The 23,620-nt window shown below is 32.5% G+C and carries 24 protein-coding genes; 8 read left to right on the plus strand and 16 right to left on the minus strand.

Features of this window, described 5'->3' with window-relative positions:
• Positions 1 to 3: 3 nt before the first annotated feature.
• Genes folP through QGM60_RS00895 form a run of 5 tightly spaced genes read left to right on the plus strand, consistent with a single transcriptional unit; the run spans position 4 to position 4,003 of the window.
• On the plus strand, positions 4 to 825 hold the full coding sequence (gene folP / locus QGM60_RS00875; protein ID WP_281138315.1) for a dihydropteroate synthase: 822 nt from the start codon (positions 4 to 6) through the stop codon (positions 823 to 825).
• On the plus strand, positions 822 to 1,583 hold the full coding sequence (locus tag QGM60_RS00880) for a hypothetical protein (RefSeq protein ID WP_281138318.1): 762 nt from the start codon (positions 822 to 824) through the stop codon (positions 1,581 to 1,583). The genes folP and QGM60_RS00880 overlap by 4 nt, the downstream gene beginning before the upstream one ends.
• Positions 1,584 to 1,617: 34 nt before the next feature.
• Positions 1,618 to 2,400, plus strand: coding sequence for a diadenylate cyclase CdaA (gene cdaA, locus QGM60_RS00885; protein WP_281138321.1), 783 nt, complete (start codon positions 1,618 to 1,620; stop codon positions 2,398 to 2,400).
• Complete coding sequence (locus tag QGM60_RS00890) at positions 2,400 to 3,179, plus strand: DUF3667 domain-containing protein (protein WP_281138323.1); 780 nt, start codon at positions 2,400 to 2,402, stop codon at positions 3,177 to 3,179. The genes cdaA and QGM60_RS00890 overlap by 1 nt, the downstream gene beginning before the upstream one ends.
• Positions 3,176 to 4,003, plus strand: coding sequence for a DUF3667 domain-containing protein (locus QGM60_RS00895; RefSeq protein ID WP_281138324.1), 828 nt, complete (start codon positions 3,176 to 3,178; stop codon positions 4,001 to 4,003). The genes QGM60_RS00890 and QGM60_RS00895 overlap by 4 nt, the downstream gene beginning before the upstream one ends.
• Here the strand turns inward: QGM60_RS00895 and QGM60_RS00900 are convergent.
• Both QGM60_RS00900 and truA read right to left on the minus strand, forming a co-directional pair.
• Complete coding sequence (locus QGM60_RS00900) at positions 4,000 to 5,766, minus strand: ABC transporter ATP-binding protein (protein ID WP_281138325.1); 1,767 nt, start codon at positions 5,764 to 5,766, stop codon at positions 4,000 to 4,002. The two genes, QGM60_RS00895 and QGM60_RS00900, sit on opposite strands and share 4 nt — an antisense overlap.
• 3 nt (positions 5,767 to 5,769) lie before the next feature.
• Complete coding sequence (gene truA, locus QGM60_RS00905) at positions 5,770 to 6,513, minus strand: tRNA pseudouridine(38-40) synthase TruA (protein WP_281138326.1); 744 nt, start codon at positions 6,511 to 6,513, stop codon at positions 5,770 to 5,772.
• Positions 6,514 to 6,584: 71 nt separating this feature from the next.
• On the opposite strand from truA, the gene QGM60_RS00910 reads away from it, so the two are divergent.
• Entirely contained in the window at positions 6,585 to 7,076 is a 492-nt protein-coding gene (locus QGM60_RS00910; protein ID WP_281138327.1) for a metallophosphoesterase family protein, read from the plus strand.
• Between the two features lie 62 nt (positions 7,077 to 7,138).
• Here QGM60_RS00910 and QGM60_RS00915 read toward each other — a convergent pair whose 3' ends face one another.
• On the minus strand, positions 7,139 to 7,549 hold the full coding sequence (locus tag QGM60_RS00915) for a DUF4293 domain-containing protein (protein WP_281138328.1): 411 nt from the start codon (positions 7,547 to 7,549) through the stop codon (positions 7,139 to 7,141).
• A gap of 216 nt (positions 7,550 to 7,765) precedes the next feature.
• Between QGM60_RS00915 and rho the strand changes: the two genes are divergently transcribed.
• Entirely contained in the window at positions 7,766 to 9,436 is a 1,671-nt protein-coding gene (rho, locus tag QGM60_RS00920) for a transcription termination factor Rho (RefSeq protein ID WP_281138329.1), read from the plus strand.
• A 52-nt stretch (positions 9,437 to 9,488) separates the two neighbouring features.
• On the opposite strand, the gene QGM60_RS00925 is transcribed toward rho, so the two are convergent.
• The 3 genes from QGM60_RS00925 to QGM60_RS00935 are packed head-to-tail and all read right to left on the minus strand — an operon-like array spanning position 9,489 to position 12,066.
• On the minus strand, positions 9,489 to 9,947 hold the full coding sequence (locus QGM60_RS00925) for an RNA methyltransferase (protein ID WP_281138330.1): 459 nt from the start codon (positions 9,945 to 9,947) through the stop codon (positions 9,489 to 9,491).
• A gap of 51 nt (positions 9,948 to 9,998) precedes the next feature.
• On the minus strand, positions 9,999 to 11,114 hold the full coding sequence (locus tag QGM60_RS00930; RefSeq protein ID WP_281138331.1) for an aldo/keto reductase: 1,116 nt from the start codon (positions 11,112 to 11,114) through the stop codon (positions 9,999 to 10,001).
• Positions 11,115 to 11,118: 4 nt separating this feature from the next.
• Positions 11,119 to 12,066, minus strand: coding sequence for an aldo/keto reductase (locus QGM60_RS00935; protein WP_281138332.1), 948 nt, complete (start codon positions 12,064 to 12,066; stop codon positions 11,119 to 11,121).
• 90 nt (positions 12,067 to 12,156) lie between these two features.
• Between QGM60_RS00935 and QGM60_RS00940 the strand changes: the two genes are divergently transcribed.
• Positions 12,157 to 13,011, plus strand: coding sequence for an AraC family transcriptional regulator (locus tag QGM60_RS00940; RefSeq protein ID WP_281138333.1), 855 nt, complete (start codon positions 12,157 to 12,159; stop codon positions 13,009 to 13,011).
• Between the two features lie 56 nt (positions 13,012 to 13,067).
• Here the strand turns inward: QGM60_RS00940 and QGM60_RS00945 are convergent, their stop codons facing one another.
• The 10 genes from QGM60_RS00945 to QGM60_RS00990 all read right to left on the minus strand — a co-directional run bounded on the left by QGM60_RS00945 (position 13,068) and on the right by QGM60_RS00990 (position 23,534).
• Complete coding sequence (locus QGM60_RS00945; protein ID WP_281138334.1) at positions 13,068 to 13,346, minus strand: STAS domain-containing protein; 279 nt, start codon at positions 13,344 to 13,346, stop codon at positions 13,068 to 13,070.
• Between the two features lie 104 nt (positions 13,347 to 13,450).
• Positions 13,451 to 13,921: a hypothetical protein gene (locus QGM60_RS00950; RefSeq protein ID WP_281138336.1), complete on the minus strand. Its 471-nt coding sequence runs from the start codon at positions 13,919 to 13,921 to the stop codon at positions 13,451 to 13,453.
• A gap of 30 nt (positions 13,922 to 13,951) precedes the next feature.
• Entirely contained in the window at positions 13,952 to 15,139 is a 1,188-nt protein-coding gene (locus QGM60_RS00955) for a glycosyltransferase family 2 protein (RefSeq protein ID WP_281138338.1), read from the minus strand.
• A 124-nt stretch (positions 15,140 to 15,263) separates the two neighbouring features.
• The gene (locus QGM60_RS00960; RefSeq protein ID WP_281138340.1) at positions 15,264 to 15,887 is read right to left on the minus strand and encodes an acyltransferase; all 624 of its coding nucleotides are present in this window, start codon (positions 15,885 to 15,887) and stop codon (positions 15,264 to 15,266) included.
• A 2-nt stretch (positions 15,888 to 15,889) separates the two neighbouring features.
• Positions 15,890 to 17,092 (minus strand): glycosyltransferase, encoded by a 1,203-nt coding sequence (locus QGM60_RS00965; RefSeq protein ID WP_281138341.1) that lies wholly within the window; start codon positions 17,090 to 17,092, stop codon positions 15,890 to 15,892.
• Positions 17,089 to 18,255, minus strand: coding sequence for a glycosyltransferase family 1 protein (locus QGM60_RS00970; RefSeq protein WP_281138342.1), 1,167 nt, complete (start codon positions 18,253 to 18,255; stop codon positions 17,089 to 17,091). The genes QGM60_RS00965 and QGM60_RS00970 overlap by 4 nt, the downstream gene beginning before the upstream one ends.
• A gap of 1 nt (position 18,256) precedes the next feature.
• A complete protein-coding gene (locus QGM60_RS00975) occupies positions 18,257 to 19,468 on the minus strand; it encodes a glycosyltransferase (RefSeq protein WP_281138343.1) in 1,212 nt (403 codons plus the stop codon).
• Between the two features lie 25 nt (positions 19,469 to 19,493).
• The gene (locus QGM60_RS00980) at positions 19,494 to 20,459 is read right to left on the minus strand and encodes a phosphoribosyltransferase family protein (protein WP_281138344.1); all 966 of its coding nucleotides are present in this window, start codon (positions 20,457 to 20,459) and stop codon (positions 19,494 to 19,496) included.
• 11 nt (positions 20,460 to 20,470) lie between these two features.
• Positions 20,471 to 21,943 (minus strand): O-antigen ligase family protein, encoded by a 1,473-nt coding sequence (locus QGM60_RS00985; RefSeq protein ID WP_281138345.1) that lies wholly within the window; start codon positions 21,941 to 21,943, stop codon positions 20,471 to 20,473.
• 220 nt (positions 21,944 to 22,163) lie between these two features.
• Complete coding sequence (locus QGM60_RS00990) at positions 22,164 to 23,534, minus strand: oligosaccharide flippase family protein (RefSeq protein ID WP_281138346.1); 1,371 nt, start codon at positions 23,532 to 23,534, stop codon at positions 22,164 to 22,166.
• Between the last annotated feature and the right edge of the window lie 86 nt (positions 23,535 to 23,620).

The following is a 23,620-nucleotide window of genomic DNA, read 5'->3' on the forward strand; positions in this document are numbered from 1 at the left end:
AAGATGACAATCAACTGCAAAGGCCAACTTATAGATGTATCGCTTCCCAAAGTTATGGGTATACTTAACGTAACTCCCGATTCTTTTTTTGACGGAGGAAAGTATAAAAATGAATCTGAAATTTTAAGCCAAGTTGAAAAACACCTTTCAGAAGGTGCAACCTTTATAGATTTAGGTGGTTACAGTTCGCGTCCTGGTGCTGATTTTGTTTCGGAGAATGAAGAATTACATCGTGTTGTTCCTGTTGTTGAACTCATTCTTAAACAGTTTCCTGAAACCTTAATTTCTATTGATACCTTTAGAAGTAAAGTCGCTAAAAAAAGTATTGAAGCTGGTGCTGCTATTATTAATGATATTTCCGCAGGAAAGCTTGACGAAAATATGTTATCCACTATCGGTAAACTAGGTGTGCCTTATATCATGATGCACATGAAAGGCAATCCTAAAACGATGCAACAGCAAACGGATTATGATGACTTAACCAAAGACGTTATATCGTATTTTGCTGAGCGTATCCATGCTGCTCATGCAGCAAAAATCAACGATATTATTATAGATCCTGGCTTTGGGTTTTCTAAAACCACAACACAGAATTATGAATTATTGCACAATCTTGAATTATTACAAATGATAGACAAGCCTTTATTGGCTGGCATTTCTAGAAAATCCATGATTTATAAAACTTTAAACACCACTCCAGAATATGCCTTGAATGGCACAACCGCTTTACATATGATTGCATTACAAAAAGGCGCTAAAATTCTCAGAGTGCACGATGTGAAAGAAGCTGTGGAATGTGTAACGCTTTTTAACCAACTACAATGAAAAATTATTACCTAATACTTTTATCAGTTTTTATATTGAGCTGTAACAACGAGCGTGTTTTGCTATTACCTGAAGTAGAACATGCTGAGATTACTGAAGTGTTGGACGTCTCACCAGCCTATATTTTTTATGATGAAACACAACCTGATTCGGTTTTGCTAAATCGTAAAAACCTTATCAGTACCACAAACTGGTTAGTTAATGTAGATAAACGCTTAACGCTTAAACAAGCGATTCCACACATTAAGTTTTTACAAGACAAAAAACGCGATGCGAAAATGCACAAAAACGAAAATGCAAAAAACTACTTTACTTGTAATTATACAGGCATTGGTGATTTAGGGTTTGTTGAGTTTACGGATGTCAATTACATTTTTAGTGATGAAGAGATTAATTTAGACATCAATCATAAAATAACTAATTCTGATCAATATTTAAATAGAACTAAAGATTCAACTAATATGTTTGGTTCATTATCGGGAATTCATCACACAGACGTAGATTTAAAATTTGGATTTAAAAATGATAAATATATTATATCTCAACGTTCATCATTTTTAAATACGGAAGTTAAAAAGTCTTTGTTCTATGATTATTTGAATGTTGTTATTGAAAACCCTTTATTAGGAAATGTATCAAAAATTAGCCTTCACTTTTCAGAATCTTTATCTTTTCAAGAATACATTTGGATAAAATCCAACCTCAAAAAGGTTGATTCTAAAATGTATTTCATCGAAAACAATGAATTCATTTATTAACATAAATTATTAAATTAGCAAAAAGCTCTAACCTTTGGAAAACTTACAACTTTGGGATTTTAGATTTATAGATTTTGTAGATGTCTTCCTCGTGGCCATACTACTCTATTACATTTATAAACTTGTAAAAGGTACGGTTGCTATCAATATTTTTATTGGGATTCTTGTCATTTACATCGCTTGGCGATTGACCGACTATCTTGAAATGCAAATGCTTTACAGCATTTTTGATGGTTTTATGAAAGTTGGTATTATAGCTCTGATTGTAGTCTTTCAACCTGAAATACGAAAGTTTCTGCTTATGGTAGGCTCTACCAATATTGGTGGAAAAAAGAGCATTTTAAAGAATTTTAAATTCCTTAAAAACGACGATCCAACCTCTACAGATGTTGATGCCATAATGAATGCTTGCAACAGAATGGCAACAACAAATACTGGTGCTTTAATCGTTATTGAACGTAACAATAATCTTGACTTCTTAACCAATACAGGTGACGCTATGAATATTTTGGTATCTCAGCCAATCATAGAAAGCATCTTTTTTAAGAATAGTCCCTTGCATGATGGTGCCATTATTATAGAGAAAAACATAGTGAAAGCAACGCGTGTTATTCTTCCAGTAAACAACGAAAAGAATATTCCTGAACGATTTGGACTGAGACACAGAGCTGCTGTGGGAATTACTGAAAAAACCGATGCGCTTGCTATAGCCGTAAGTGAAGAAACCGGACAAATTTCCTATTTCAAAAGTGGTGAATTTGTAATGTTCAAAGATACCGATGATTTAGTGTCTAAAATTAAAAAGGACTTGGCTTAGTGACCTGCAGAAATTGCCATAAAGAATTAAAAGACTCGCAAAAATATTGTGATGAATGTGGTGCCAAGGTTATTAAAAACCGATTGACACCAAAAATCCTTACTAAGCAAATCAATGAACAGTTTTTGTCAATCGATAATAAACTTTTACTAACTTTTGTAGACTTATTCAAAAGACCTGAAACCGTAATTGTAGAGTACATTGAAGGGACTCGAAAAAAGTACATTGATGTCTTACAGTATTTTGCTATAGCCTTAACCTTAGCAGGTATTCAGGTGTTTTTAATGACGACATTCTTTAAAGATTCCTTAAATATGGATTTTTTAGTGAATTCTGCTTCACAAGAAGATAATCCCTTTAAGGATTTGAGTTTTGAAGGAATGAACCAATATCAAGGTATAATATATATTATTATGGTTCCTTTTACTGCGTTTTGTACATGGATAGTTTATTTTTTATTGGGACAACGACAATACAATTACACTGAGCACCTTGTCATAAATCTTTATTATTCAGCTCAAATTATAATCATAACGGCCGTTTTTAGTATTTTATTTCTGTTATTTGGTCTTAATTATTTAATTGTCTCAACAATACTTACCATACCTCTTTTCCTATATTTAGGATATGTTCTACAACGTATATTCAGAGAAGATTTTTGGGCCACTACGGCAAAGTTTCTTCTTGTAGTAGTGGTTTATGTTATACTCTATGCTATTTTAGGTTTTATTTTTGGCATAATTTTAATTTTATTTAAATACAAAACAATAGCTAATTGAATTGCAGAAACTGTCATACCGAGTTATCTGAAACAGATGATTACTGTAAAAGTTGCGGTGGTAAAATAATACGCAATAGACTGACGCTAAAGAATCTTTTTGAACATGTCAGTGAAACGTTTTTGAACTACGATAATAAACTACTAAGAACATTTATTCAACTTTTCAAAAAACCTGAAGATGTTATTGTTGGCTATATTAACGGTACAAGAAAAAAGTATGTTAATGTTATCAGCTATTTTGCATTAGCTATCACGCTTTCCGGATTACAAATTTTTATCATGAAAAAATTTCAAACGGAGCTATCCCTTTATGATACTACAACCGAAGTTGGTAAAACACAACAAGCTTTTTTTGATTCTACTTATAGCCTTACTACCGAGTATCAATCATTAATAATGATGCTCTATATTCCACTTTATGCAATAATTGCTAAACTGAGTTTTTTAGGAATTAAAAAATTTAATTTTACGGAATTGATAGTTGTTTTTCTTTATGGACAAGCACAACTTTCCATTTGTATTGCAGCTTTAACCGTTACCCTAATTCCGCTAAATATATTATCAGTACAAATGCTTGGATTAATTACAATGCCATTTACCTTCTTTTACTTCGCTTATTGCCTAAAACGTGTTTATAGCCTTAATTTTTCTCAAATATTATTACGGTCGCTATTATTTATTGGAATTATAGGTGTACTTTTTATTTTAGCAATAGTACTTACTTTAATATTCATGTACTATACTGGCAATCTTGACAATATAATCGAAGCTCAAAAAGCTAACGTAGAAGCTCAAAGAGCCTTAAAGGATAGCATAAACTAAACGGCTTCAGCTTTTAAAAACTGTACTTCATAAAGATTTTTATAGTAACCTGACTCTTTTTTAAGAAGAGATTTGTGTGTACCGATTTCAACAATTTGTCCAGAATCCATAACAATAATCTTATCGGCTTGCTGAATGGTTGCTAAACGATGCGCTATTACTATAGAAGTACGTCCTTCAGTAATTTTATCAGTAGCATCTTGTATCAATTGTTCAGAATATGAATCTACAGATGATGTTGCTTCATCTAATATTAGAATACTTGGATTGGTAACATAAGCTCTTAAAAATGAAATTAACTGTCGTTGACCAGAAGATAACATCACACCACGTTCTTTCACATTGTAATGATAACCACCAGGAAGACTCGATATAAACTCATGAATTCCAATAGCCTTAGCAGCATTAATAACGTCTGCTTCTGTTATGTTCTCATTATTTAAAGTAATATTATTCAGAATAGTATCAGCAAATAGAAATACATCCTGCAATACAACAGCAATCTGACCACGAAGAGACTCTAAAGTGATGTCTTTAATGTCAATATCATCGATTTTAATTGTACCAGAATTGATTTCGTAAAAACGATTCAGCAAGTTTATAATTGTAGATTTACCGGCACCTGTAGCACCAACGATAGCTACAGTTTCACCTGCATTAACATCAAATGAAATTCCTTTTAAAACTTCTTCATCTTTAACATAAGAAAATCTGACATTGTCAAAAGCTATATTCCCCTTGAAATGCTCAGCTTCAATTGTGCCATTATCATCGATATTAGAATTGGTATCTAAAACTTTAAACACACGATCTGCTGCAACCATTCCCATTTGTAATGTGTTGAATTTATTGGCAATTTGATTTAAAGGTCTAAACAGCATTGGAATAAACATTGTAAAAGCAATCAAATCACCCATTGTGGCTGTTTCACCAACAACTGTATTTAATCCACCAATCCATATTACAGCTCCCATAGTTAATGAACCAACAAATTCTGCTATTGGAAAGAAGATAGAGTTATACCAAACGGTTTTTAACCATCCTTTTTTATGACGTTCATTAATCGCTTTAAACTTTTTATACTCTGTAGTTTCTCTTGTAAAAAGCTGAAGAATTTTCATTCCAGTAATACGTTCTTGAACAAAAGAATTAAGATTAGACACCTCAGTTCGCACATCTTCAAAGGCGCGCTTCATATATTTTTGAAATATCTTTGTCGCTATTACTATTAATGGCAATGTAGTAAATACGATAAGGCTCAATTTCCAGTTCATGGCCAACATAAATCCTGCAACAACTGCCATTTTCAAAATATCACTGAAGATCATAAACAAACCTTGACCGAAAATATCAGCGATACGTTCCATATCTGTCACTGCTCGAGTTATCAAAACACCTACGGATGATTTATCATAATAAGTCATTTTGAATCGTAACATATGTCGGAACAACTTCACTCTAATATCCCTAACCACTGACTGTCCCAACCAGCTAGCATAATAAATGAAAAGTAACTGGCAAACTACTTCTAAAATAAGAAGCCCTAAAATTATGATAATATAAAAGATAAACCCGTCATACTTTTTTAGGGCTATTTGTGTATCTATCGCTTTTTGAAGAACATCTGGACGCAAAGCACCAAAAACTGCTAAACCAACAACACAAACCAGTGATACTATAAAAACTGTTCTGTACGGTTTTATGTATTGTAATAACCGTTTGAATAACGATAAATCAAATATTTTCTTTCCTTTTTCTGCCATTCTTTAATTCCTAATATCTTCAGGATATACTATTTCCGTTAAATATAATCCATGTGCTGGTACCGAAAACCCAGCTTCACCTCTATCTTTCGATTTTATGATAGCATGCAAATCTTCAGGTTTCAACTTACCTAAACCTATGTTAACCATGGTTCCGACAATCGCTCTTACCATATTTCGCAAAAAACGATCAGCCGTAATTGTAAATATAAGCTGATTATTGTTACTTGTCCAATACGCTTCCTTAATATCACAATTATAAGTTTTTACATCCGTATTGCTTTTAGAAAAACACTGAAAATCTCTATACTCAAATAAAATTTTACAGGCTTTGTTCATAGCATCGACATTCAATGGCAACTGAACTTCGTATGCAAAATCATAATCAAAAACATTTTTCGATGTAGAAACTTTATAATGATATGTTCTGCTTACAGCATCAAACCTTGCATGAGCTTCTGGCTTCACTTTAAAAATTTGCTGAATAGCAACATCTTTTGGCAAAAAAGAATTGAGTTTATAAACCAAGTCCTTAGCTTCAAAATTTTCATCATAATCAAAGTGAGCAAACATTTGTGATGCGTGTACTCCTGCATCTGTTCTCCCAGCACCAACAATACTAATTTCCGATTTTAAAATCGTAGACAGCGCTTTCTCCAAAACTTCTTGTACAGTAATTGCATTGGGCTGATTTTGCCAACCATGATAGGCCTTACCATTGTATGATAACTCAATAAAATATCTCAAAAGATTAGCTATTTTTGCTAGAAGCTACAAAGATAAACAGAAATAGTAGTAAAACTCACAATATTATCTTAATGCAAAATATCCTACTCTTATCCGATACACATAGCTATATCGATGATGACATTTTAAAGTATGTAAAACAAGCTGATGAAGTCTGGCATGCTGGAGATATAGGCGATTTAGAGGTCACCGATAAAATAAAGGCTTTAAAACCCTTAAGAGCTGTTTACGGAAATATAGATGACAACAAAGCTAGGGCTGAGTTTCCGCTAAACAATAGATTTTTTTGTGAAGAAGTAGATGTTTGGATTACCCATATTGGTGGCTACCCACCAAAATATAATTCTAAAGTTAGTGATGAATTGATATCCAATCCTCCAGATATTTTTATTACAGGACATTCCCATATCTTAAAAGTAATGCCAGACAAAAAACTAAATCTACTACATATGAATCCTGGTGCTGTTGGCAAACATGGGTTTCATAAAGCTAGAACTATGCTACGCTTCAAAATTGAAGGAAAAAATATTAAGGATCTAGAAGTGATAGAATTTAAGCGGTAAAAATGAAAAACCCAGACGGCAGAGTCTGGGTTTTTCGCACTAATACTACTAAGATTTTAGGTTCATCGTAATCGATCTACAGATTTTACGAGATCTTCATCCTTCTTAATAGCCTTGTTAGCCAAGGCTAAACACACAATAGAAAAAATAGGAAGAAGAATCCCAATACCTTTCTCAGAAACGTTAGTTTCTCCAGATAAATTTAGAGATTGATACACAAAGACTCCTAGTAAAATAAAGTTTAATATTATATTCAGTCGTCCCAAAACAAATTGAGATTTTCTGTTTTTAAATCTAAAAATTGAAATAATTGATAACAACGCTGACCCTAAAAACATACCTAAATAGGTATAGTTATCTACCGCAAACACCTTAGTACCTTCACTATTTGTCCATAAGTGAAACACAAATATTAAGCCTGCAGAAATACCTGCAGCTAAAATTAAATAAAGTGTTTGTATACGTTGAATCATTATTTTATTTCAAAAGCAGCACAAAATTAGTAGTTTATTTTTTAAAAAGATAGATTTTATTTTAAAATAAAATTGTATTATTGCAATAGAAAGAAGTAACGCACTGAGTTGCATCATTCTAATCTTCCAAATTAATTTCACTTTTTTTCTTTTTATTTCATTTAGAAAATATTGAATTAATAGTATCAAAAATAATTTACATTATATAACATAAGAATGTTTGAAATTTCCCAGTTAAAAGCTAAAAAGCTTCCTGAGTTGCAGGATATAGCTAAACAACTAAATGTACCTAAATATCGTACTTTAAAAAAATTAGACTTGGTATATCAAATTTTAGATTATCAAGCTGCAAACCCAGAAGCTGTAAAGGCTACAGTAAGTTCTGAACCTAAAAAGGAAGAACCAAAACAAAGTAAGCCACAGCAAAAACGTGCTAGAGTTCAGAAAAAAACTCAGCCTAGTCCAGAGCCAAAACAAACTGAGGCTAAGGACAAAAAACAAGACGCTAAACCTCAGGACAACAAGTCCAACACCAATAATAGCCAGAACTCTAAAAGACAAGACAACAAGGCTAAAAACGACAAACCGAATACTGATAAAAAGGACGATAACAGACCACAGAATCGTTCTAACAATAATCAAAAACAAAGTCGTCCTAACAACAACAATCAAAAAAATAATAACAACAATAATAACAGCAACAATAACAACCATTCAAAAAATAATGGCAACAAGGATAACAGAAACCGTTACCGTGAGCCAGATTTTGAATTCGATGCTATTATTGAAAGTGAAGGTGTCTTAGATATCATGCAAGATGGTTATGGTTTTTTAAGATCTTCGGATTATAACTATTTAACCTCACCTGACGATATTTATGTATCTCAATCTCAAATCAGATTATTTGGTTTAAAGAAAGGTGATACTGTTTTAGGAAATGTTCGTCCACCAAAAGAAGGTGAAAAATATTTTCCTTTAATTAAAGTAAATAAAATTAACGGACAAAGTCCACAAGTGGTTAGAGACAGAGTTGCTTTTGAGCACTTAACTCCATTATTCCCTAAAGAAAAATTCAACATTGCAGAAAAACAATCCACTATTTCAACACGAATTATGGATTTATTTTCTCCAATTGGAAAAGGGCAACGTGGTATGATTGTGTCTCAACCAAAAACAGGAAAAACAATGCTTCTAAAGGATGTAGCAAATGCTATTGCTGCTAATCATCCTGAAGTTTATCAAATGATTTTATTAATTGATGAACGTCCTGAAGAAGTTACAGATATGCAACGTAATGTACGTGGTGAGGTCATTGCTTCTACCTTTGATAAGGAAGCTCACGAACACGTAAAAATTGCTGATATCGTACTAGAAAAAGCAAAGCGTTTGGTAGAATGTGGACATGATGTTGTGATTCTTTTAGATTCAATTACACGTTTAGCCAGAGCATACAATACGGTTCAACCTGCTTCAGGAAAAATCCTTTCTGGAGGTGTAGATGCAAACGCACTTCACAGACCAAAACGTTTCTTTGGTGCGGCACGTAACATCGAAAATGGAGGTTCTTTAACTATTATTGCTACAGCGCTTACCGAAACAGGTTCTAAAATGGATGAAGTAATCTTTGAAGAATTTAAAGGTACTGGTAATATGGAGCTTCAGTTAGATCGTAAGATTTCTAACCGTCGTATCTTCCCTGCAATTGATTTAACATCATCTTCTACGCGTCGTGATGATTTATTACTTGACGATGCTACGATACAAAGAATGTGGGTAATGCGTAAGTATTTAGCTGACATGAATCCTGTTGAAGCTATGGAATTCATTAACGAAAGATTTAAACAAACAAGAAATAATGAAGAGTTTTTAATCTCAATGAACGGTTAAAAAACTTTTTTTGATACAATAAAAAACCTCGAATTAGTAATTCGAGGTTTTTTTATGATCTCGGTTTACCGAGCGTTCTATCGTACATTACTATACTTCCTGCTACGGAAACATTAAGACTAAGTTGCGAATTAAACTTTACTAAAAAGTGACTCTTATCAATAGCTTGTCTTGACAATCCATGATCCTCTGCTCCTAGCAAATACACACATCGTCTTGGATGATGAAATGTTTCCAAATCCTCTGCTTCATCTGTCAATTCAACACCTACAATTCTTGCGCCTTTTGGTAAATTATTAAAAAAATCATCAAAAGTTTCATAATGAAAATAAGGCATTGACTTTACAGCATTATGTGTATCACAAGCCTGTTTTGCATAACGGTTACCAATGGTAAAAATGAAACTCGCACCCAAATTTTGTGCAGATCTCCAAAGCACACCTAAGTTTTCAGGAGTTTTTCCATTTTGAATACCGATACCGAAGAATTCATTTTTTAAATTATCATTCATGGTGTAAAGCTAAACAAAAGCTTCAAAACACAGAGAACTCTAAAAATTTATTCAGACAGGAGCATTCTGCTCTATCAACTTAGCGTCTTTTAACTCTTCCCAAAGTGCTTTCGGTACTTTTGTTTTAAAGGAGTCTACATTAGCTGTAACTTGCTCAGCTAAACTAGCTCCTGGAATTACTGATGCCACTGTTGGGTGCGCTGCACAAAAATTTAAAGCTACAGTTGCTAAATCAACATTATATTTTTTTACGATTGCATTGATCTGTTTTCTTTTAATCACCATACTTTCTGGCATAGTTCCACCATAGTTAAAACGATTTCTATCTGCTAAGAAACCAGCATTTAATGGTCCTCCAATAACAGCTTTTACATTTTTCTTATCCATTTCTGGAAAAACATTATTCAAAGCATTTTTATGGTCTACCAATGAATATTGAATAGCTACCAACATTATATCAGGGTCTGCTACTTCCAAACATTTAAGAATAGGTTGTGGTGTATTTACTCCCATTCCCCAAGCTTTTATAATGCCTTCTTCTCGCATTTTGGTCAACTCAGGAAATGCTCCTTTCTTAGCTATTTCAAATTGTTCAGTCCAACTTTCTCCTAAATCACCATTATCTGGTGATAAGTCATGCACAAAAACAACATCAATAGAAGATAAGCCCATACGCTGTAAGCTGTCTTCTACAGAATTTCTTACGCCTGAAGCTGTATAATCATATTTATGCTTAAAGTTCAGTTTTCCTTTCCACAATAAATCTGAATTTGGAGTAAAGTTATCGTTAGGTTGCATCAATCGTCCTATTTTAGTAGAAACGATAAAATCTTCACTATTTTTTTCGAATAAAAACTGTCCCAATCGACGCTCACTGAGACCTAAACCATACCAAGGAGAAGTATCAAAATAACGAACACCAGCGTTCCATGCCGCTTCTAGTGTTTTTGTTATTTTCTCGTTACTATTTTCCTGAAAGCCATTACCCAAAGCAACACCTCCCATACCAAATTTTGATGGAAACTTTAAATCACCTTTAGGTAACCCTTGAAGTCGTGTACTGTGTTCTGAATATATATCTTGACTAGCAAAGCTACTTAATGGTGAAGCAGCTATCGCTGCAGTTGCCAAAGCAGATTGCTTAAAAAATTTTCTTCTTGTATTCATAGTGTTATTTACTTGCTGTATTTAATAATTCTAAATCTTCTGAATCTAGTTGAAGTTTTGGTGCGTCAAACATTGTTTTTAAATGACTTTCTTTGGTTGCACTTGCAATTGGTGCGCCAATATGCGGTTGTGCTAATAACCAAGCTAGTGATACTGTAGCTTGAGTTGTATTGTTCTTTTCTGAAACTTTATCTAACGCAGCTAGAATATTTAAGCCTTTCTCGTCTAAATATTTTTCTACACTACCACCACGCACACTTTTACTTAAATCATCCTTAGAACGGTATTTACCCGTTAAAAATCCTGAAGCTAAAGACCAATAGGTAAATACCGAAAGGTTATACTTATCTGCTAATGGCGCATATTTGCTTTCGTAGTTTTCTCTTTCTACCAAATTATAATGTGGCTGCAAAGCTTCATACCTTGGCAAACCATATTTTTCTGAGGCTGCAAACGATGCTTCTAAACGCTCTGGAGATATATTAGAAGCAGCAATGTAACGTACTTTACCAGCTTTGATGATTTCATCATAAGCTTCAAGAGTTTCTTCAACTGGTGTTTTTTCGTCATCAAAATGCGTGTAATACAAATCAATATAGTCGGTTTGAAGACGTTTTAAAGATTTATCTACCGCTTCTAAAATGTGTTTTTTACTTGTATCGACTGGGTGCTTACCGGTTTCACCACCAACTTTAGTTGCTAAAACAATGTCTTTTCGGTTGTTTCTAGATTTCATCCATTTTCCTAAAATGGTTTCCGATTGTCCACCTTCACCTCCATCAACCCAATATGAGTACATATCTGCAGTATCAATAAAGTTGAATTCTCCAGCTGTATAAGCATCTAAAATTTTAAATGATTCCTTTTCATCTAAAGTCCAACCAAAAACGTTTCCACCTAAATTAATTGGTGCTACTTCTAGGTCTGTATTTCCTATAATTATTTTTTTCATTCTTCAGTAGTTTCGATTTTTTATCAAAATTAATCAAGAACTCACAAAGCAACCCTGTAAATATCTATGGTAATGTTGTAATTTTACATTATGAAACGTTATAAGCAATTCAGTGAACTAAAGGTTCATGATTTTGAAACTGAGTTTTGGGAACATCCTTTGCACAATCACAACCATTTTGAGATTATATTTATCGCAAAAGGTTATGGTGTTCATCATCTAAATAAACGACTTGTTCCTTACAAAGCTGGTCACTTATATCTTCTAGGCCCTGAAGATGAGCACGAATTTATTGTGTATGAAAAAACGCGTTTTATCTACTTTAAGTTTACTAACTTTTACCTAGACACCAAGGATGTTGACAATCCTTCAAATTGGAATAGAGACGTTGATATTATTCTTAATAACAAAGCTAGAACGTCTGGTAATATTTTAAAGTTTGAAAAAGATAAAACTCTTGTGGAAAACATTTTGAACTTAATCGTGAGAGAGTATGAGAGAAATGAAATTTTGAGCAAGAAAATTATTTTTCAGTTTTTTAAAGGCTTGGTGCTTATTATAAAACGCAACTTATTACAAGACTCTAAACTAAAAAGTGAATTAAGAAAAATAACCAATACAACAGAAGAATTGTTAGAATATATTGAGGTTAACATCTATAATCCAAAGTTATTAACGCAAAAGCAAATTGCGAATCATTTTAATCTTTCGCCTAATTACATTGGTATTTATTTTAAGGAAAAGGTTGGCACTGCCTTAAAGCAATATATTCAAGAATATAGATTTGAGCTTTTAGAACAACGTCTTAAAAACGGACAAGTAAGCACCAAACAGTTGGCTTTAGATTTTGGCTTTACCGATGAGAGCCACTTGCACAAATTTGTAAAAAGTTATTCTGGAAAGCGATTGGCAGAATTGAAGCATGAATTTTCTACAGTAAGTTAGTTATAACGCTCCTAATGACACTAACTTATTTACACCAACCTTTTATTTCTAAAAAACTATGCTGCATAATTGGTTCTAAAGTCATCATAAATTTCTTTACAACCATAGCCTGTAATAAAAAACGATCGATTTTCTTTTTGAGAATTATTGAAGAAATATCTTAAAACTGAAAGTCCAGTGACATCTATTTCAGTAACGTTATCAATATTTATTACTACCTCTTCACAGGTTTGAAAAAGCACATCCATATGAATTTTAAACGATTTTGAAGTCTCGGTATTTAGAGAACCTTCTACTGTAAATATTCCGTTGTTTTCTGTAATTTTTAGTGCCATAACTAATATCTTTTTTGAGTTATTACTAGTGTAAAATTAACTTACATTCACTGATGTTTTTTAAATATTCTTTCTTAAGTATTTGTCTTTAGGTAGATTACATTTTACTGTCGACGAGTTGTAAAAATCGTTTCTGAATTTATTTTCTCAATACTTTCAGAAACAGAAAATAAGCTTTGATAGTAAGTCTGTCTTACTTTTTTATTAGCTATTTCTTGTTGATTAAATTCTAGAATAGGTTGATAATTTTCAACAAAGTCTTCTAATTCTTTCAAAATTTCAATATTATCTGATCCGATAATATAACCTACATACTTTAAGTTATCATCACTATACAGAGACCTTGCACCTGATTTGATTGAAATTGTATTAGACTTCTTCCGTTTATTATTTACAACTGTTGTGTTTTCGTTTTGATGTGCTATTTCTGAAAGAATTTCAAAAACCTGATCGCTACTATTATTACACACCAAACAAATCTTGACATCTTTAAGTTTATTAAATGATGAGATAAAATTGCTCTTTAATACATCATTTTCAAATTCATTAAATACTATAATAAGACCTACATACATAATCCTGAAAATTTATCTTTAATTTTTAATTTAAACTGCTCTTTTTGCACGTTCCCAATTCACAGATTGTGTATTATTCATAAATCTGAAGAAGCCTAAAACAACCGACAAATTCATAATAAAGAAGTAATACGGCACAAATAACACTTTGATTCTTGTGGCATTATTTTCTAATAACCAACCTAATAAAGCTGACATATACATTACTATTTGCAACCAAAAGAAAACCGTGTAAAATTGAAAATTATTGAGTCCTTCGTTGAAGGCTAAAAGTGCAGAAACAGGAATTAACAGCAACAAACTTAACGGTGTTATCGTCCAACGTAACACACGATGCGATATATATTGAAATGACAATAATCCGTATTTGAAAATATTGAGTAACGAACGTAACCTGATTACTGATTGAATACCGCCAGCGGAAATCCTAATCTTTCGTTTTAATTCTTCTTTTACATTAGCCGAAGCTGTTTCGATAGCATAGGCTTCTGGGTTATATTGAATAGTATATCCTTTTTGCGCGACTCTTAATGAGATAATGAAATCATCCAAAAGCGTATCTTGCTCTACTTCGTTATATAATTCGGTTTTTATAGCAAATAATTCACCTGCTGCACCAACTGCTGAATACAATTCTGCATCCCATTTTTTTAAGGTAGATTCATACTTCCAATACAAACCTTCGCCTGCGCCTGCAGCTGCATCACTTTCCTTTTTTACTATGCGTTTTTCACCAGAAACACAACCTACTTTTTCATCGTTAAAACAATTTACAATGTGTGTAATTGAGTCTTCACCAAGGTTAGTATTTGCATCACTAAAAATCACAATTGGTGTTTTTATATGAGGCATAACTCGGTTCATGGCATTGATTTTTCCTCTTCTTTCATCTTTATGAAACAACTGTACATTTTCGTAATTTTCTAAAAGTGAATTTGTACCATCGTTAGATCCATCGGTTACCCAAACTATATTTAATTTATCTTTTGGATAATTAAGATTCTGCGTGTTTTCCATCTTTTGAAACACATAATCTTTTTCATTGTATGCAGGAATTAAAAGCGTAACTTTTGGCAATTCTTCAATAGTATTAACACTTGTTTTTGTTGAAAATAATCGCTTGATTTTTACCATAACATACAAGATAATGCCATAACCTACATAGGTGTAAAAAATGATAAATAATAAAATCCAGAAAAGTATTTTTAGAGTTTCCATAACATTTATTTTTGGGTGAAATTAGCTGAGTTTTTGATGTAACTTTTTAATTTTCTTTGTGACGACTTTCAGCTTAGATTAATGGCTATTTAGTTTCGGTAGACTGCTTTTTAAGTTGGCTTGATTATTTGTGATTTACCTTTTCCCAAGTTTTAGTTTCAAAATTATATTGCTTTAAAACTCTTGCCGGATTACCAGCAGCAACAGCATATTGAGGGATATCTTTAGTCACAACACTACCTGCTGCAACAATAGAATGTTTGCCAATAGTAACACCAGGAACAATCACAACGTTTGCACCAATCCAAGATTCGTCTTCTATAACAATAGGCTTTGTAGATACGCCTTGCTCGTGAATTGGACTATCAATTTCGGCATAATTATGATTTAAACCAGACAGCACTACATTTTGCGCTAATCTTACGTCATTTCCTATTTTTACTGGTCCAATAATAGTATTGCTTAATCCAACACGCGATCTATTACCTATAATAACATCGCCTACACCATTATTTACTGCTGAAAAATCTTCAATTGTAGATGCTTCACCAAGAGTAAATTTATTCCAAGGAACAACGTCTAACCTCGTGCGTTTTCTTATGCAAGATTTTTTTCCTTTTTTATGAATAAATGGATTGACAAACCATTTGATCCATAATCTTGGTCGTGCTTGATTAGGAATTAAAATTGACCAATGTGCTAATTGTTTTAAGGTACTATTCGATTTTATTTTTGCTACTAATTCCATAATTAAATAAGTTTTAAGGTTGTTTCCATTGCCATGTAAATATCTTTTACACTGTTTGCCCAAGTATGTTTGTTGGCAAACTCAATTTGTTGCTTTGCTTTGGTTACAGAGTGTTCTGTTAAAGCTTTTTCGATTAGTGTTACGTAATCTTCCTTAGTTTTCCCTAAATAGGTAAAGTCTTTAAACATCTGCATAGCTTTGGTTTTTGTTGCCACTACAGGTTTTCCCATTGCGAGATATTCGTCTATTTTTCTAGGATAATTTCCTATAGTGATTTCATTTACGACTTGCGGATTTACAGCTACATCAAAACCTTTGATATATGACGCTAATTGATCTGCTGGTTTGTTGCCAAAAAAGTGAACATTTTGTAAGTGATGTAAGTTTGATTGCTTAAAATTTTCGTCTTCTGGCCCAACTAAAACAATGTTCCAATCTTGTCTTTGTTTAGCAATAAATTCTATCAATTCTATATCTAATCGTAATGTAGTCAATGAGCCAACGTAGCCAATTACTGGTCCGTTAATGGCATTAAATTCTTCTGGAACAGGAATATTTCCTTCGGAATCATCAAACATTGTGACATCACAACCTTGACCAACCATTATGCTATTTTGGTTATATTTTGAAGTATAGTCTACATAGTATTCTGAATTATTAACTACAACATCTGCGTTTGCAATTACTTTTGGCTCTAGTTGTTCGCCGTGTTTTTTCCAGTAAGGCACTTTTACCAAATTGTCTCTTACGTAGTAAGTGTATAATTCTGGTCTTAAATAGTCTTTTAAATGAAGTCCTAAAAACATTGAACTATCGTTAAATAACAGCACATCTTTAAAACCCAAACGCCTTACAGCCTTTTTAATATCATTTGCAAAACGTTTTGTATTGTGTTTATTTAAGGTGTTATAAAGCTGATGATTTGGTACCCAATTAATCGACTCAATCAATGTTTTTGGATACAGATTCCATAAGTTTTCATCTATTATTTCGATGTCAGACTGCTGTCCTTTTGAAATTTTTATTCGTTTTTGAATGCTTTCCTTCTGTTTTTGCTTGTATCTAGTAATTCTATCTAAAGGCGGGTTCACGTAAAGTACGCGATTATCTTTAGCGAATTCTGTTGCAATGTTTTTACAATTACTACCAATTTCGATATCCCAAGGTTGAATGCCTACAATAATTATATCTCTTCCTTTTATCATAATTTCTGAATGTTTTTGTGATTAAATTGTTGATAGATGTTCAACACTTTTTTTGCTGCATTTTCCCAAGAAAATAATTTATGACGTTCTAGTCCTTTACTTATTAATTTGTCTCTAAACTCTCTGTCTAAACGCAATTTTACAATAGCTTCAAAAATGCTTCCTACCCTATTTGGATCTACAAATAATGCTGCATCACTAGCAACTTCAGGCATTGAAGAAGTGTTTGAAGTAATTACAGGAACACCACAAGCCATAGCTTCTATAATTGGTATTCCAAAACCTTCGCGTAAGGATGGAAACAAGAACATTTCCGAAAGATTAAATACAGCAGGTAAATCTTCATCCGAAACATATCCTGTTAACACAATCTTTTTCGCTAGTTCTTTTTCTAAACCTATGTCTTTCAATAGACTTTTCAGCTTAGATTCATTTAGACCTATTAATACGAGCTTTACTTCATCTGAAAAATTATTGTTGTACTTATTAAATGCTTTTAAAACTCTTGCTGTATTTTTTCTAGGCTCTGTATTCCCAATGTGAAGTAAAAACTGTTTTGGAAGGTTATATTTTTCTCTTACCATTTCCTTTTTAGCTTCACTAATTTCTGATGTAAAGTTTCTATTTACACCATTATGAACGGTTTGTATTTTTGAATCATCTAATCTGTAAACATTAGAAATATTATGCTTTTCATAATTTGAAACTGTTATTAATTGGTGACTTCTTTTTACAACAGCATCTACAATTAATCGTCTGTATAGATTCCCTATTTTTTGGTACCATGATGCACTACTAGTCAATTGTTTTTGTATAGTACTTTCCTTAAAAATAACATCGTGAAGTGTTGTAATTAATGGAATTTTTACATTTAATGGTGCTGTATTACTTGTACAGTGCAACACATCGCAGTTATAAGATTTTACCATTTTTGGCAGTTTAACCTGTTCCCAAATAGGATACGATCCGCCTTCAACTTCAACAATTTTAAAGTTTTCAGTTTCTTCAATTACAGTATTGCCTTCATCTGGTTTTACAAAAATGAAATACTGATTTTCTTTATCTAACACTTGTAAATTCTTAATTAACTCAAGTGCTACTCTATCCATTCCGTGTTTATGCGGTCTGAATAATCGCTGTGCTTCTATACCAATTCTCATCATCTTAACTTTTAATTACACCGTGCGATGTGTGAATAAATTTGGTGTTTGCACCTTTTAAATTGAACAACAAACGGAACATTCTAAAAAACGCTGAAGGCATAGAAACCATAGCTTTTACCGTTGCCGAATTATAAAAAGATTTTGGAAGCGCTAACACAAAAGCAACTACTAAAAGTCCAAAATTGATTAACCAAAACTGACTAGAAACGAATATTGTAATACCGAAACCAAAATCTAAAACACAATAGATTAGTGTAGTAATTGTAGTGATTCCTAAAAGCAAAATTCTTGGTGGCACAACCATTTGAAACACTTTATCAAAGAAGTTTATATTGCCTTTTAAAAGCGCTTTAAATCCTAATTTATAGTTACGTTTTAGATATATAAATTGTGTTGCTAACCAACGTCTTCTTTGCTTAGAAAAATCTGAAGACTTCTGAACTTTTTCATCTAAAACCACTGTATCCTGAAGATATTCTATGGTGATGTTTTGTTTAGCTAATTCAAACTCTAATTCCTTATCAAAACCACCAACAGCTGTTACGGTTTTCATAATAGATTTGAATAAGTTGTACTCAAATCCCATTCCTGATCCAATTAACCCAGAAGATAAACCTAAAGCACTGTGACCTCTTCTGTAAATGTGATTGTTAATTTCTTCACTAGCTGCATCTAAAATAGCAAATGATGTATTTAGGTTTTTAGCTTTTCTATGTGCTTGCACCACTTGGTAACCCTTGTTAAATGCAGTATTCATTTTAGTTAAAAAATGAGATTCCATAATATTATCTGCATCAAGGATTATGGCATAATTGTAGGGTTTTGTCAAGCTAAACATTGCTGCATTTAAAGCTTTGGCTTTTGTACTATTTTCAAAACTTACTTCAACTACTTTAAGCGGTAATTCTTTTAAATTATTTAAGGTTTCATTTTTCAAAGAATCTGCAATGACAATGACATCAAAAAAGCTTGGTGGATATTGTTGAAACAAAGCTTTTTTTGCCACATCAACAATCACTGCATCTTCCTTATAGGCTGGAATAAATACTGCTATTTTATTCAGTTTATCGTTAGCGACTTGCTTACGCTTTTTATAGAAATGTCCTGCGACAGCAAACACTAAAACATACAAACATGATATAGCGAAATAGATGACTAAAGCAACTTCTAAGCTTTGTATGATATAATTAACTATTTGATTTAGGGTTTCCATTGGTTTAGTTTTTAGGGTTAAACTATTAGTTTGAATTAAGCTTTAATTCTCTTCTTTTCAACTTGTGAAATAGTGTTCTTAATTGCAATGCTGATTCTCTTAAAAACGGAAGATATTTTCCACTTTTGATGTTGTAAGTCATAGATTCTGACTCATAAATCATTTTGAAGTTTTCAGTACAAAAAACAGGCTTCTTGGTTAGTTTATTGATTTCGATTGCTTGTTTTAGATCACTTTCAACAAACAGATTGTATTTACTGTTTTTAAACTCGTTTGCCTTATGACTTCCGTGACAATTTGCCTTTTGTCTTGCCTTCATATCTGGCAAGTCTAACATCACTAATTTATCGTATTTAATACCGTGATTTTTTAACCAAGTTTCGGTTTCTGCTCTGTATTTTTCTAACCTTGAAGTCACTAATGTCCCAATTTTACTACCAGGAATGTAAAGTGGCGCAGCATTCAATAAAAATGAAACATAATTTGGTCCATCATCATTTTGTTCCTTTGTTGGATCTACACAAAGCACACCATCTATATCAAAACACGCTTTATCTAAAGTTGAATGGTTAAAAATGTTCCATTGAAAATAACGTGGTGTCGCAACAGTTTCTAAAGCAATATCTACTACTCTTTCTTTTTCTGGTGACGCATAAACCACGCAATATTTAAAATTGAATGTTGAGTTTAAATGCTCTAAACTTTTTTTGCATTCTACCAATGCTGAGCCTGAAGCAATACTATCATCTACTACCAAAATGTTTTTATATTCTGAAGCTTCAAAAAATTGTTTTCTTGCACCTGCTTTATACACAAAACCTTTAATAAAAGAGTGAATATCTGTATAAGGCAAATTAAGATAAAGCGCCAATAAATTAGCTGGTAACATTCCACTTCTTGGTACACCAACAACCAAATCTATGTTTCTTGGAATAACGTGAAGCTTTCTTAAAATTGTTTCGTTTAAATCGTTGATACTTCTGTAATTCATCACTTAAAATTTTATTGGTTTGTTAAACTTTTCTTTTTATCTAATTGCGGTGAAATGAACATAAACACCATAGTTACGTACATAAGAATTCCTGATGGCATTTGTCCAAACACGCCATTTCCGTAAGATGCCATCATTATACCTGCCATTCCGCAGGTAAGCGCTGTAATCTGAACTTTTAAATTGTTATCTCTTATTTTGAACATCACATTTCGAGCACCAGAAATGAGAATAAAAAACAGCATAAACAAGTAATACACTAAGCCTACTATGCCTGTATCTGCCCAAATCATCACGTACCAACTATCTGTTGCTGTATTGGCTAAAAAACTGTGTGGTGTAAAACGTTGTCCCCAATTTCCTGTTGCGCCAAGTCCGCCACCAAAAGGTCTTGAAGCCAAGTAACCTTTAAGTTTTCTTTGATTAGCCAAACGTACTTGTAGCGATGCTTCGTTAGGATCAAAAGCTGTTCGCATTCTTCTAATTTCAGCATTACCTTGCCCAATAGTTGTATGAGCAAAAAACACATATACACCAATTCCTAAGATTGCGCCTAAGACAAGAACTTTAATGTTTTTACGAAGAATTAAAAACATAAAACCACCTAGAGCAGGCACAGCAATAGCGCCTCTTGTTCCAGAGATAATCATCCCTAAAAAACCAGCCATTGCCACGCCAATAAAAAATGCTCTAAGTTTAAAACTTGTTTTTTTGAATGCTGCCAAAATGCCAAACACAACACCTGTATGTGCTTGTGATGCACCGTATTGTCCTGCATCTGAATAGAATGAAAACACTCTAAGTTTCCCAAAAAGTATATGAGTTTCTGCGCCACCTTGATCTAACCAACGTTGCTCAAAAGGATCTACACCAAAATAGAACTGCTGTAAGCCTTTTAATGTTCCTATTACTGAAAGAATACCCCAAATGATGAAGAAATTATCTAAATCTTTTTGCTTATTAAAAAGCATAAATAATAACGGAATTGCCAAAAATTGATATAAAGCAACACCGCGCATTGCATAAAACCAAGCTTCTCTACTTAACACTTCTGGATTACCTAATTCTAAAAACACATAAGCCATCCAAATGCTAACCACTAGAGTTAAGCTTGATTTTGCTTTAATCCACGGTAATTTCACCGCAAATCCTTTAAAAAATAAAGCAATATAAATAAGTACAAGAACAGCATCTATAGTCAATCCCCAAGGTGCTACGACATATCTAGCTGCACCTGTAACAAAAAAGCCTAAAATGATAAGTAGATAAATACCAACTTTAGGTGTTTTGAATACAGTGTAAACTAAAGCTGTTACAAAAAACAACGCCATACATAATGCAAATCCTAAAACCTCAGCCTTTATAATAATAAGTCCTAAAACGCTTAACAGACCAATCACTGCAATCACAGTATTTAGGTTTGTAATACGCATTGAACCTGAATTGGTTTCAAAAGGATTGATATGATTTTTTATTGCATTCATTGTATGTTCAAAAAACTTGCTAATTGCTTGTTTTACAATACAAACATAGCTTGAAGACAGAGAGAATTCTGTTAGATTTCGATGGATGAACATTAAGTGTAGACGAATAGAAACCTAATATTGATGAAGTCGTTTCATCGTTTACAACTTTGAATTTCACTTATAAAAAAAGCTACAACTTTTACATTGTAGCTTAGAAAATTGCTATTAATCTCAACTTTTATAAAGCGGGATATCTTCTTCTAAATTGCTTAGACTTATACCATAAATTCTTATAAAACAGATTGGCACTTTTGAAAATTTCGACTAAGGAAACCTTAAAGCTTTTATTGAGAAAATAAGCACCAACTACAATACCAACGGTTGTAAAAATTAGTGTTGAAACGGCAACCATTTCTATGGAATGAAATACATAAATAGACACCAAATCACCTATTATATTTGCAACTAACATAATAAGCACTTTTATAGCATTTATATTAGGCTTGTTAATACTATCCAAACCAATTCCTGTCATTCTATCAATTGGTAATAACAACCCGTAAACGGATAGTATTTTTACAATTGAAACAATGTCTATTCCTGTAATGTGTTCATCTAAGTATTGTGTTCCTGAAATAAGCATTACAAACTCTTTAGCAAAAACAAAAGTGACTATCGAGACCGCAAAAAACAAATAGGTTATGGCACCAGAATACACATTGAACAATTCTTTAACCTGGTTGGTTTTTCCTTCTAAACTTGCTTTTGACATTTTTGGAAATGCTGTCGCGGTAAAACTTCGTAACGGAATTTGCTGGATTTCAGTCAACTTTAAAGGAATACTAAACAAAGCTACTGCTGTGCTACCAAAAGGACTAATACTTATGATTAAGATGTCTGCGTTACGCAATAGGTTTGTCCCAATTAGTGTGAATGTACTATACTTTCCAAAATTGAGCAGTGTATTTAAAGTGGCTTTATTCGCTTTTTTAAACAGTAATAAACCATCCCAAGATTTGCCAATACACACCAAAGAAGTTAAGGTGTTGATTAGTAAAAAAACGATTGTAATTTCTAAAATTGAAAGTTTTAAAAAAATTGTATTTACCAACAAAAAGCTAAAAAACAATCCACTATTTAGGGCTTTAATAAAAAGGATGTTATCATATTTCATTTTAGCTTGTTGTACTACAAGCGCATTATTTAGTGGCAAATTCACAAACGCTAAAACAGGATACCATTTAAAGAATAATGCATAAGAAGATGTATTAATTACATTACTAAACAACAGTTTTATTGCTATTAATATTAATGCGATTATCAATGTAGCGCAGAAGCTAATTACAACATTTGCACCAATAAATCTTTCTTTATTTTGGTCTGTAGCACCAGATAAAAACCTAACTAATCCATTGTTAGTAATACCGTAACGTAGCATTTCGACTAATGATCCACCTGAAATAAATAATACCCATTGTGCAAATTCTTCAGTTTCTAAACTTCTTGCCAACAGTGCAAATCCGCCAAAACCAAGTAATGCAATAATTAAGTTGCCTGACAAGGATAAGAAGTTATCTTCTCTAATTATTTTATGTATTAGCTTTTTCATGTGTTAATATTTATTTTTTCCAACGGTCACATGGAACATCCTATTATCATTTTTTTGCTGTGTTATTTAAGATAAATCGTGGATGT

The organism is Winogradskyella sp. SYSU M77433 (assembly GCF_029911945.1).
Classification (GTDB): Bacteria; Bacteroidota; Bacteroidia; order Flavobacteriales; family Flavobacteriaceae; genus Winogradskyella.

Coding starts and splice junctions, on each gene's coding strand:
- folP (WP_281138315.1), top strand. CDS start 4: ATGACAATCAACTGCAAAGGCCAACTTATAGATGTATCGCTTCCCAAA.
- QGM60_RS00880 (WP_281138318.1), top strand. CDS start 822: ATGAAAAATTATTACCTAATACTTTTATCAGTTTTTATATTGAGCTGT.
- QGM60_RS00900 (WP_281138325.1), bottom strand. CDS start 5,766: ATGGCAGAAAAAGGAAAGAAAATATTTGATTTATCGTTATTCAAACGG.
- QGM60_RS00910 (WP_281138327.1), top strand. CDS start 6,585: ATGCAAAATATCCTACTCTTATCCGATACACATAGCTATATCGATGAT.
- QGM60_RS00915 (WP_281138328.1), bottom strand. CDS start 7,549: ATGATTCAACGTATACAAACACTTTATTTAATTTTAGCTGCAGGTATT.
- rho (WP_281138329.1), top strand. CDS start 7,766: ATGTTTGAAATTTCCCAGTTAAAAGCTAAAAAGCTTCCTGAGTTGCAG.
- QGM60_RS00925 (WP_281138330.1), bottom strand. CDS start 9,947: ATGAATGATAATTTAAAAAATGAATTCTTCGGTATCGGTATTCAAAAT.
- QGM60_RS00930 (WP_281138331.1), bottom strand. CDS start 11,114: ATGAATACAAGAAGAAAATTTTTTAAGCAATCTGCTTTGGCAACTGCA.
- QGM60_RS00935 (WP_281138332.1), bottom strand. CDS start 12,066: ATGAAAAAAATAATTATAGGAAATACAGACCTAGAAGTAGCACCAATT.
- QGM60_RS00940 (WP_281138333.1), top strand. CDS start 12,157: ATGAAACGTTATAAGCAATTCAGTGAACTAAAGGTTCATGATTTTGAA.
- QGM60_RS00945 (WP_281138334.1), bottom strand. CDS start 13,346: ATGGCACTAAAAATTACAGAAAACAACGGAATATTTACAGTAGAAGGT.
- QGM60_RS00950 (WP_281138336.1), bottom strand. CDS start 13,921: ATGTATGTAGGTCTTATTATAGTATTTAATGAATTTGAAAATGATGTA.
- QGM60_RS00955 (WP_281138338.1), bottom strand. CDS start 15,139: ATGGAAACTCTAAAAATACTTTTCTGGATTTTATTATTTATCATTTTT.
- QGM60_RS00960 (WP_281138340.1), bottom strand. CDS start 15,887: ATGGAATTAGTAGCAAAAATAAAATCGAATAGTACCTTAAAACAATTA.
- QGM60_RS00965 (WP_281138341.1), bottom strand. CDS start 17,092: ATGATAAAAGGAAGAGATATAATTATTGTAGGCATTCAACCTTGGGAT.
- QGM60_RS00970 (WP_281138342.1), bottom strand. CDS start 18,255: ATGATGAGAATTGGTATAGAAGCACAGCGATTATTCAGACCGCATAAA.
- QGM60_RS00975 (WP_281138343.1), bottom strand. CDS start 19,468: ATGGAAACCCTAAATCAAATAGTTAATTATATCATACAAAGCTTAGAA.
- QGM60_RS00980 (WP_281138344.1), bottom strand. CDS start 20,459: ATGAATTACAGAAGTATCAACGATTTAAACGAAACAATTTTAAGAAAG.
- QGM60_RS00985 (WP_281138345.1), bottom strand. CDS start 21,943: ATGAATGCAATAAAAAATCATATCAATCCTTTTGAAACCAATTCAGGT.
- QGM60_RS00990 (WP_281138346.1), bottom strand. CDS start 23,534: ATGAAAAAGCTAATACATAAAATAATTAGAGAAGATAACTTCTTATCC.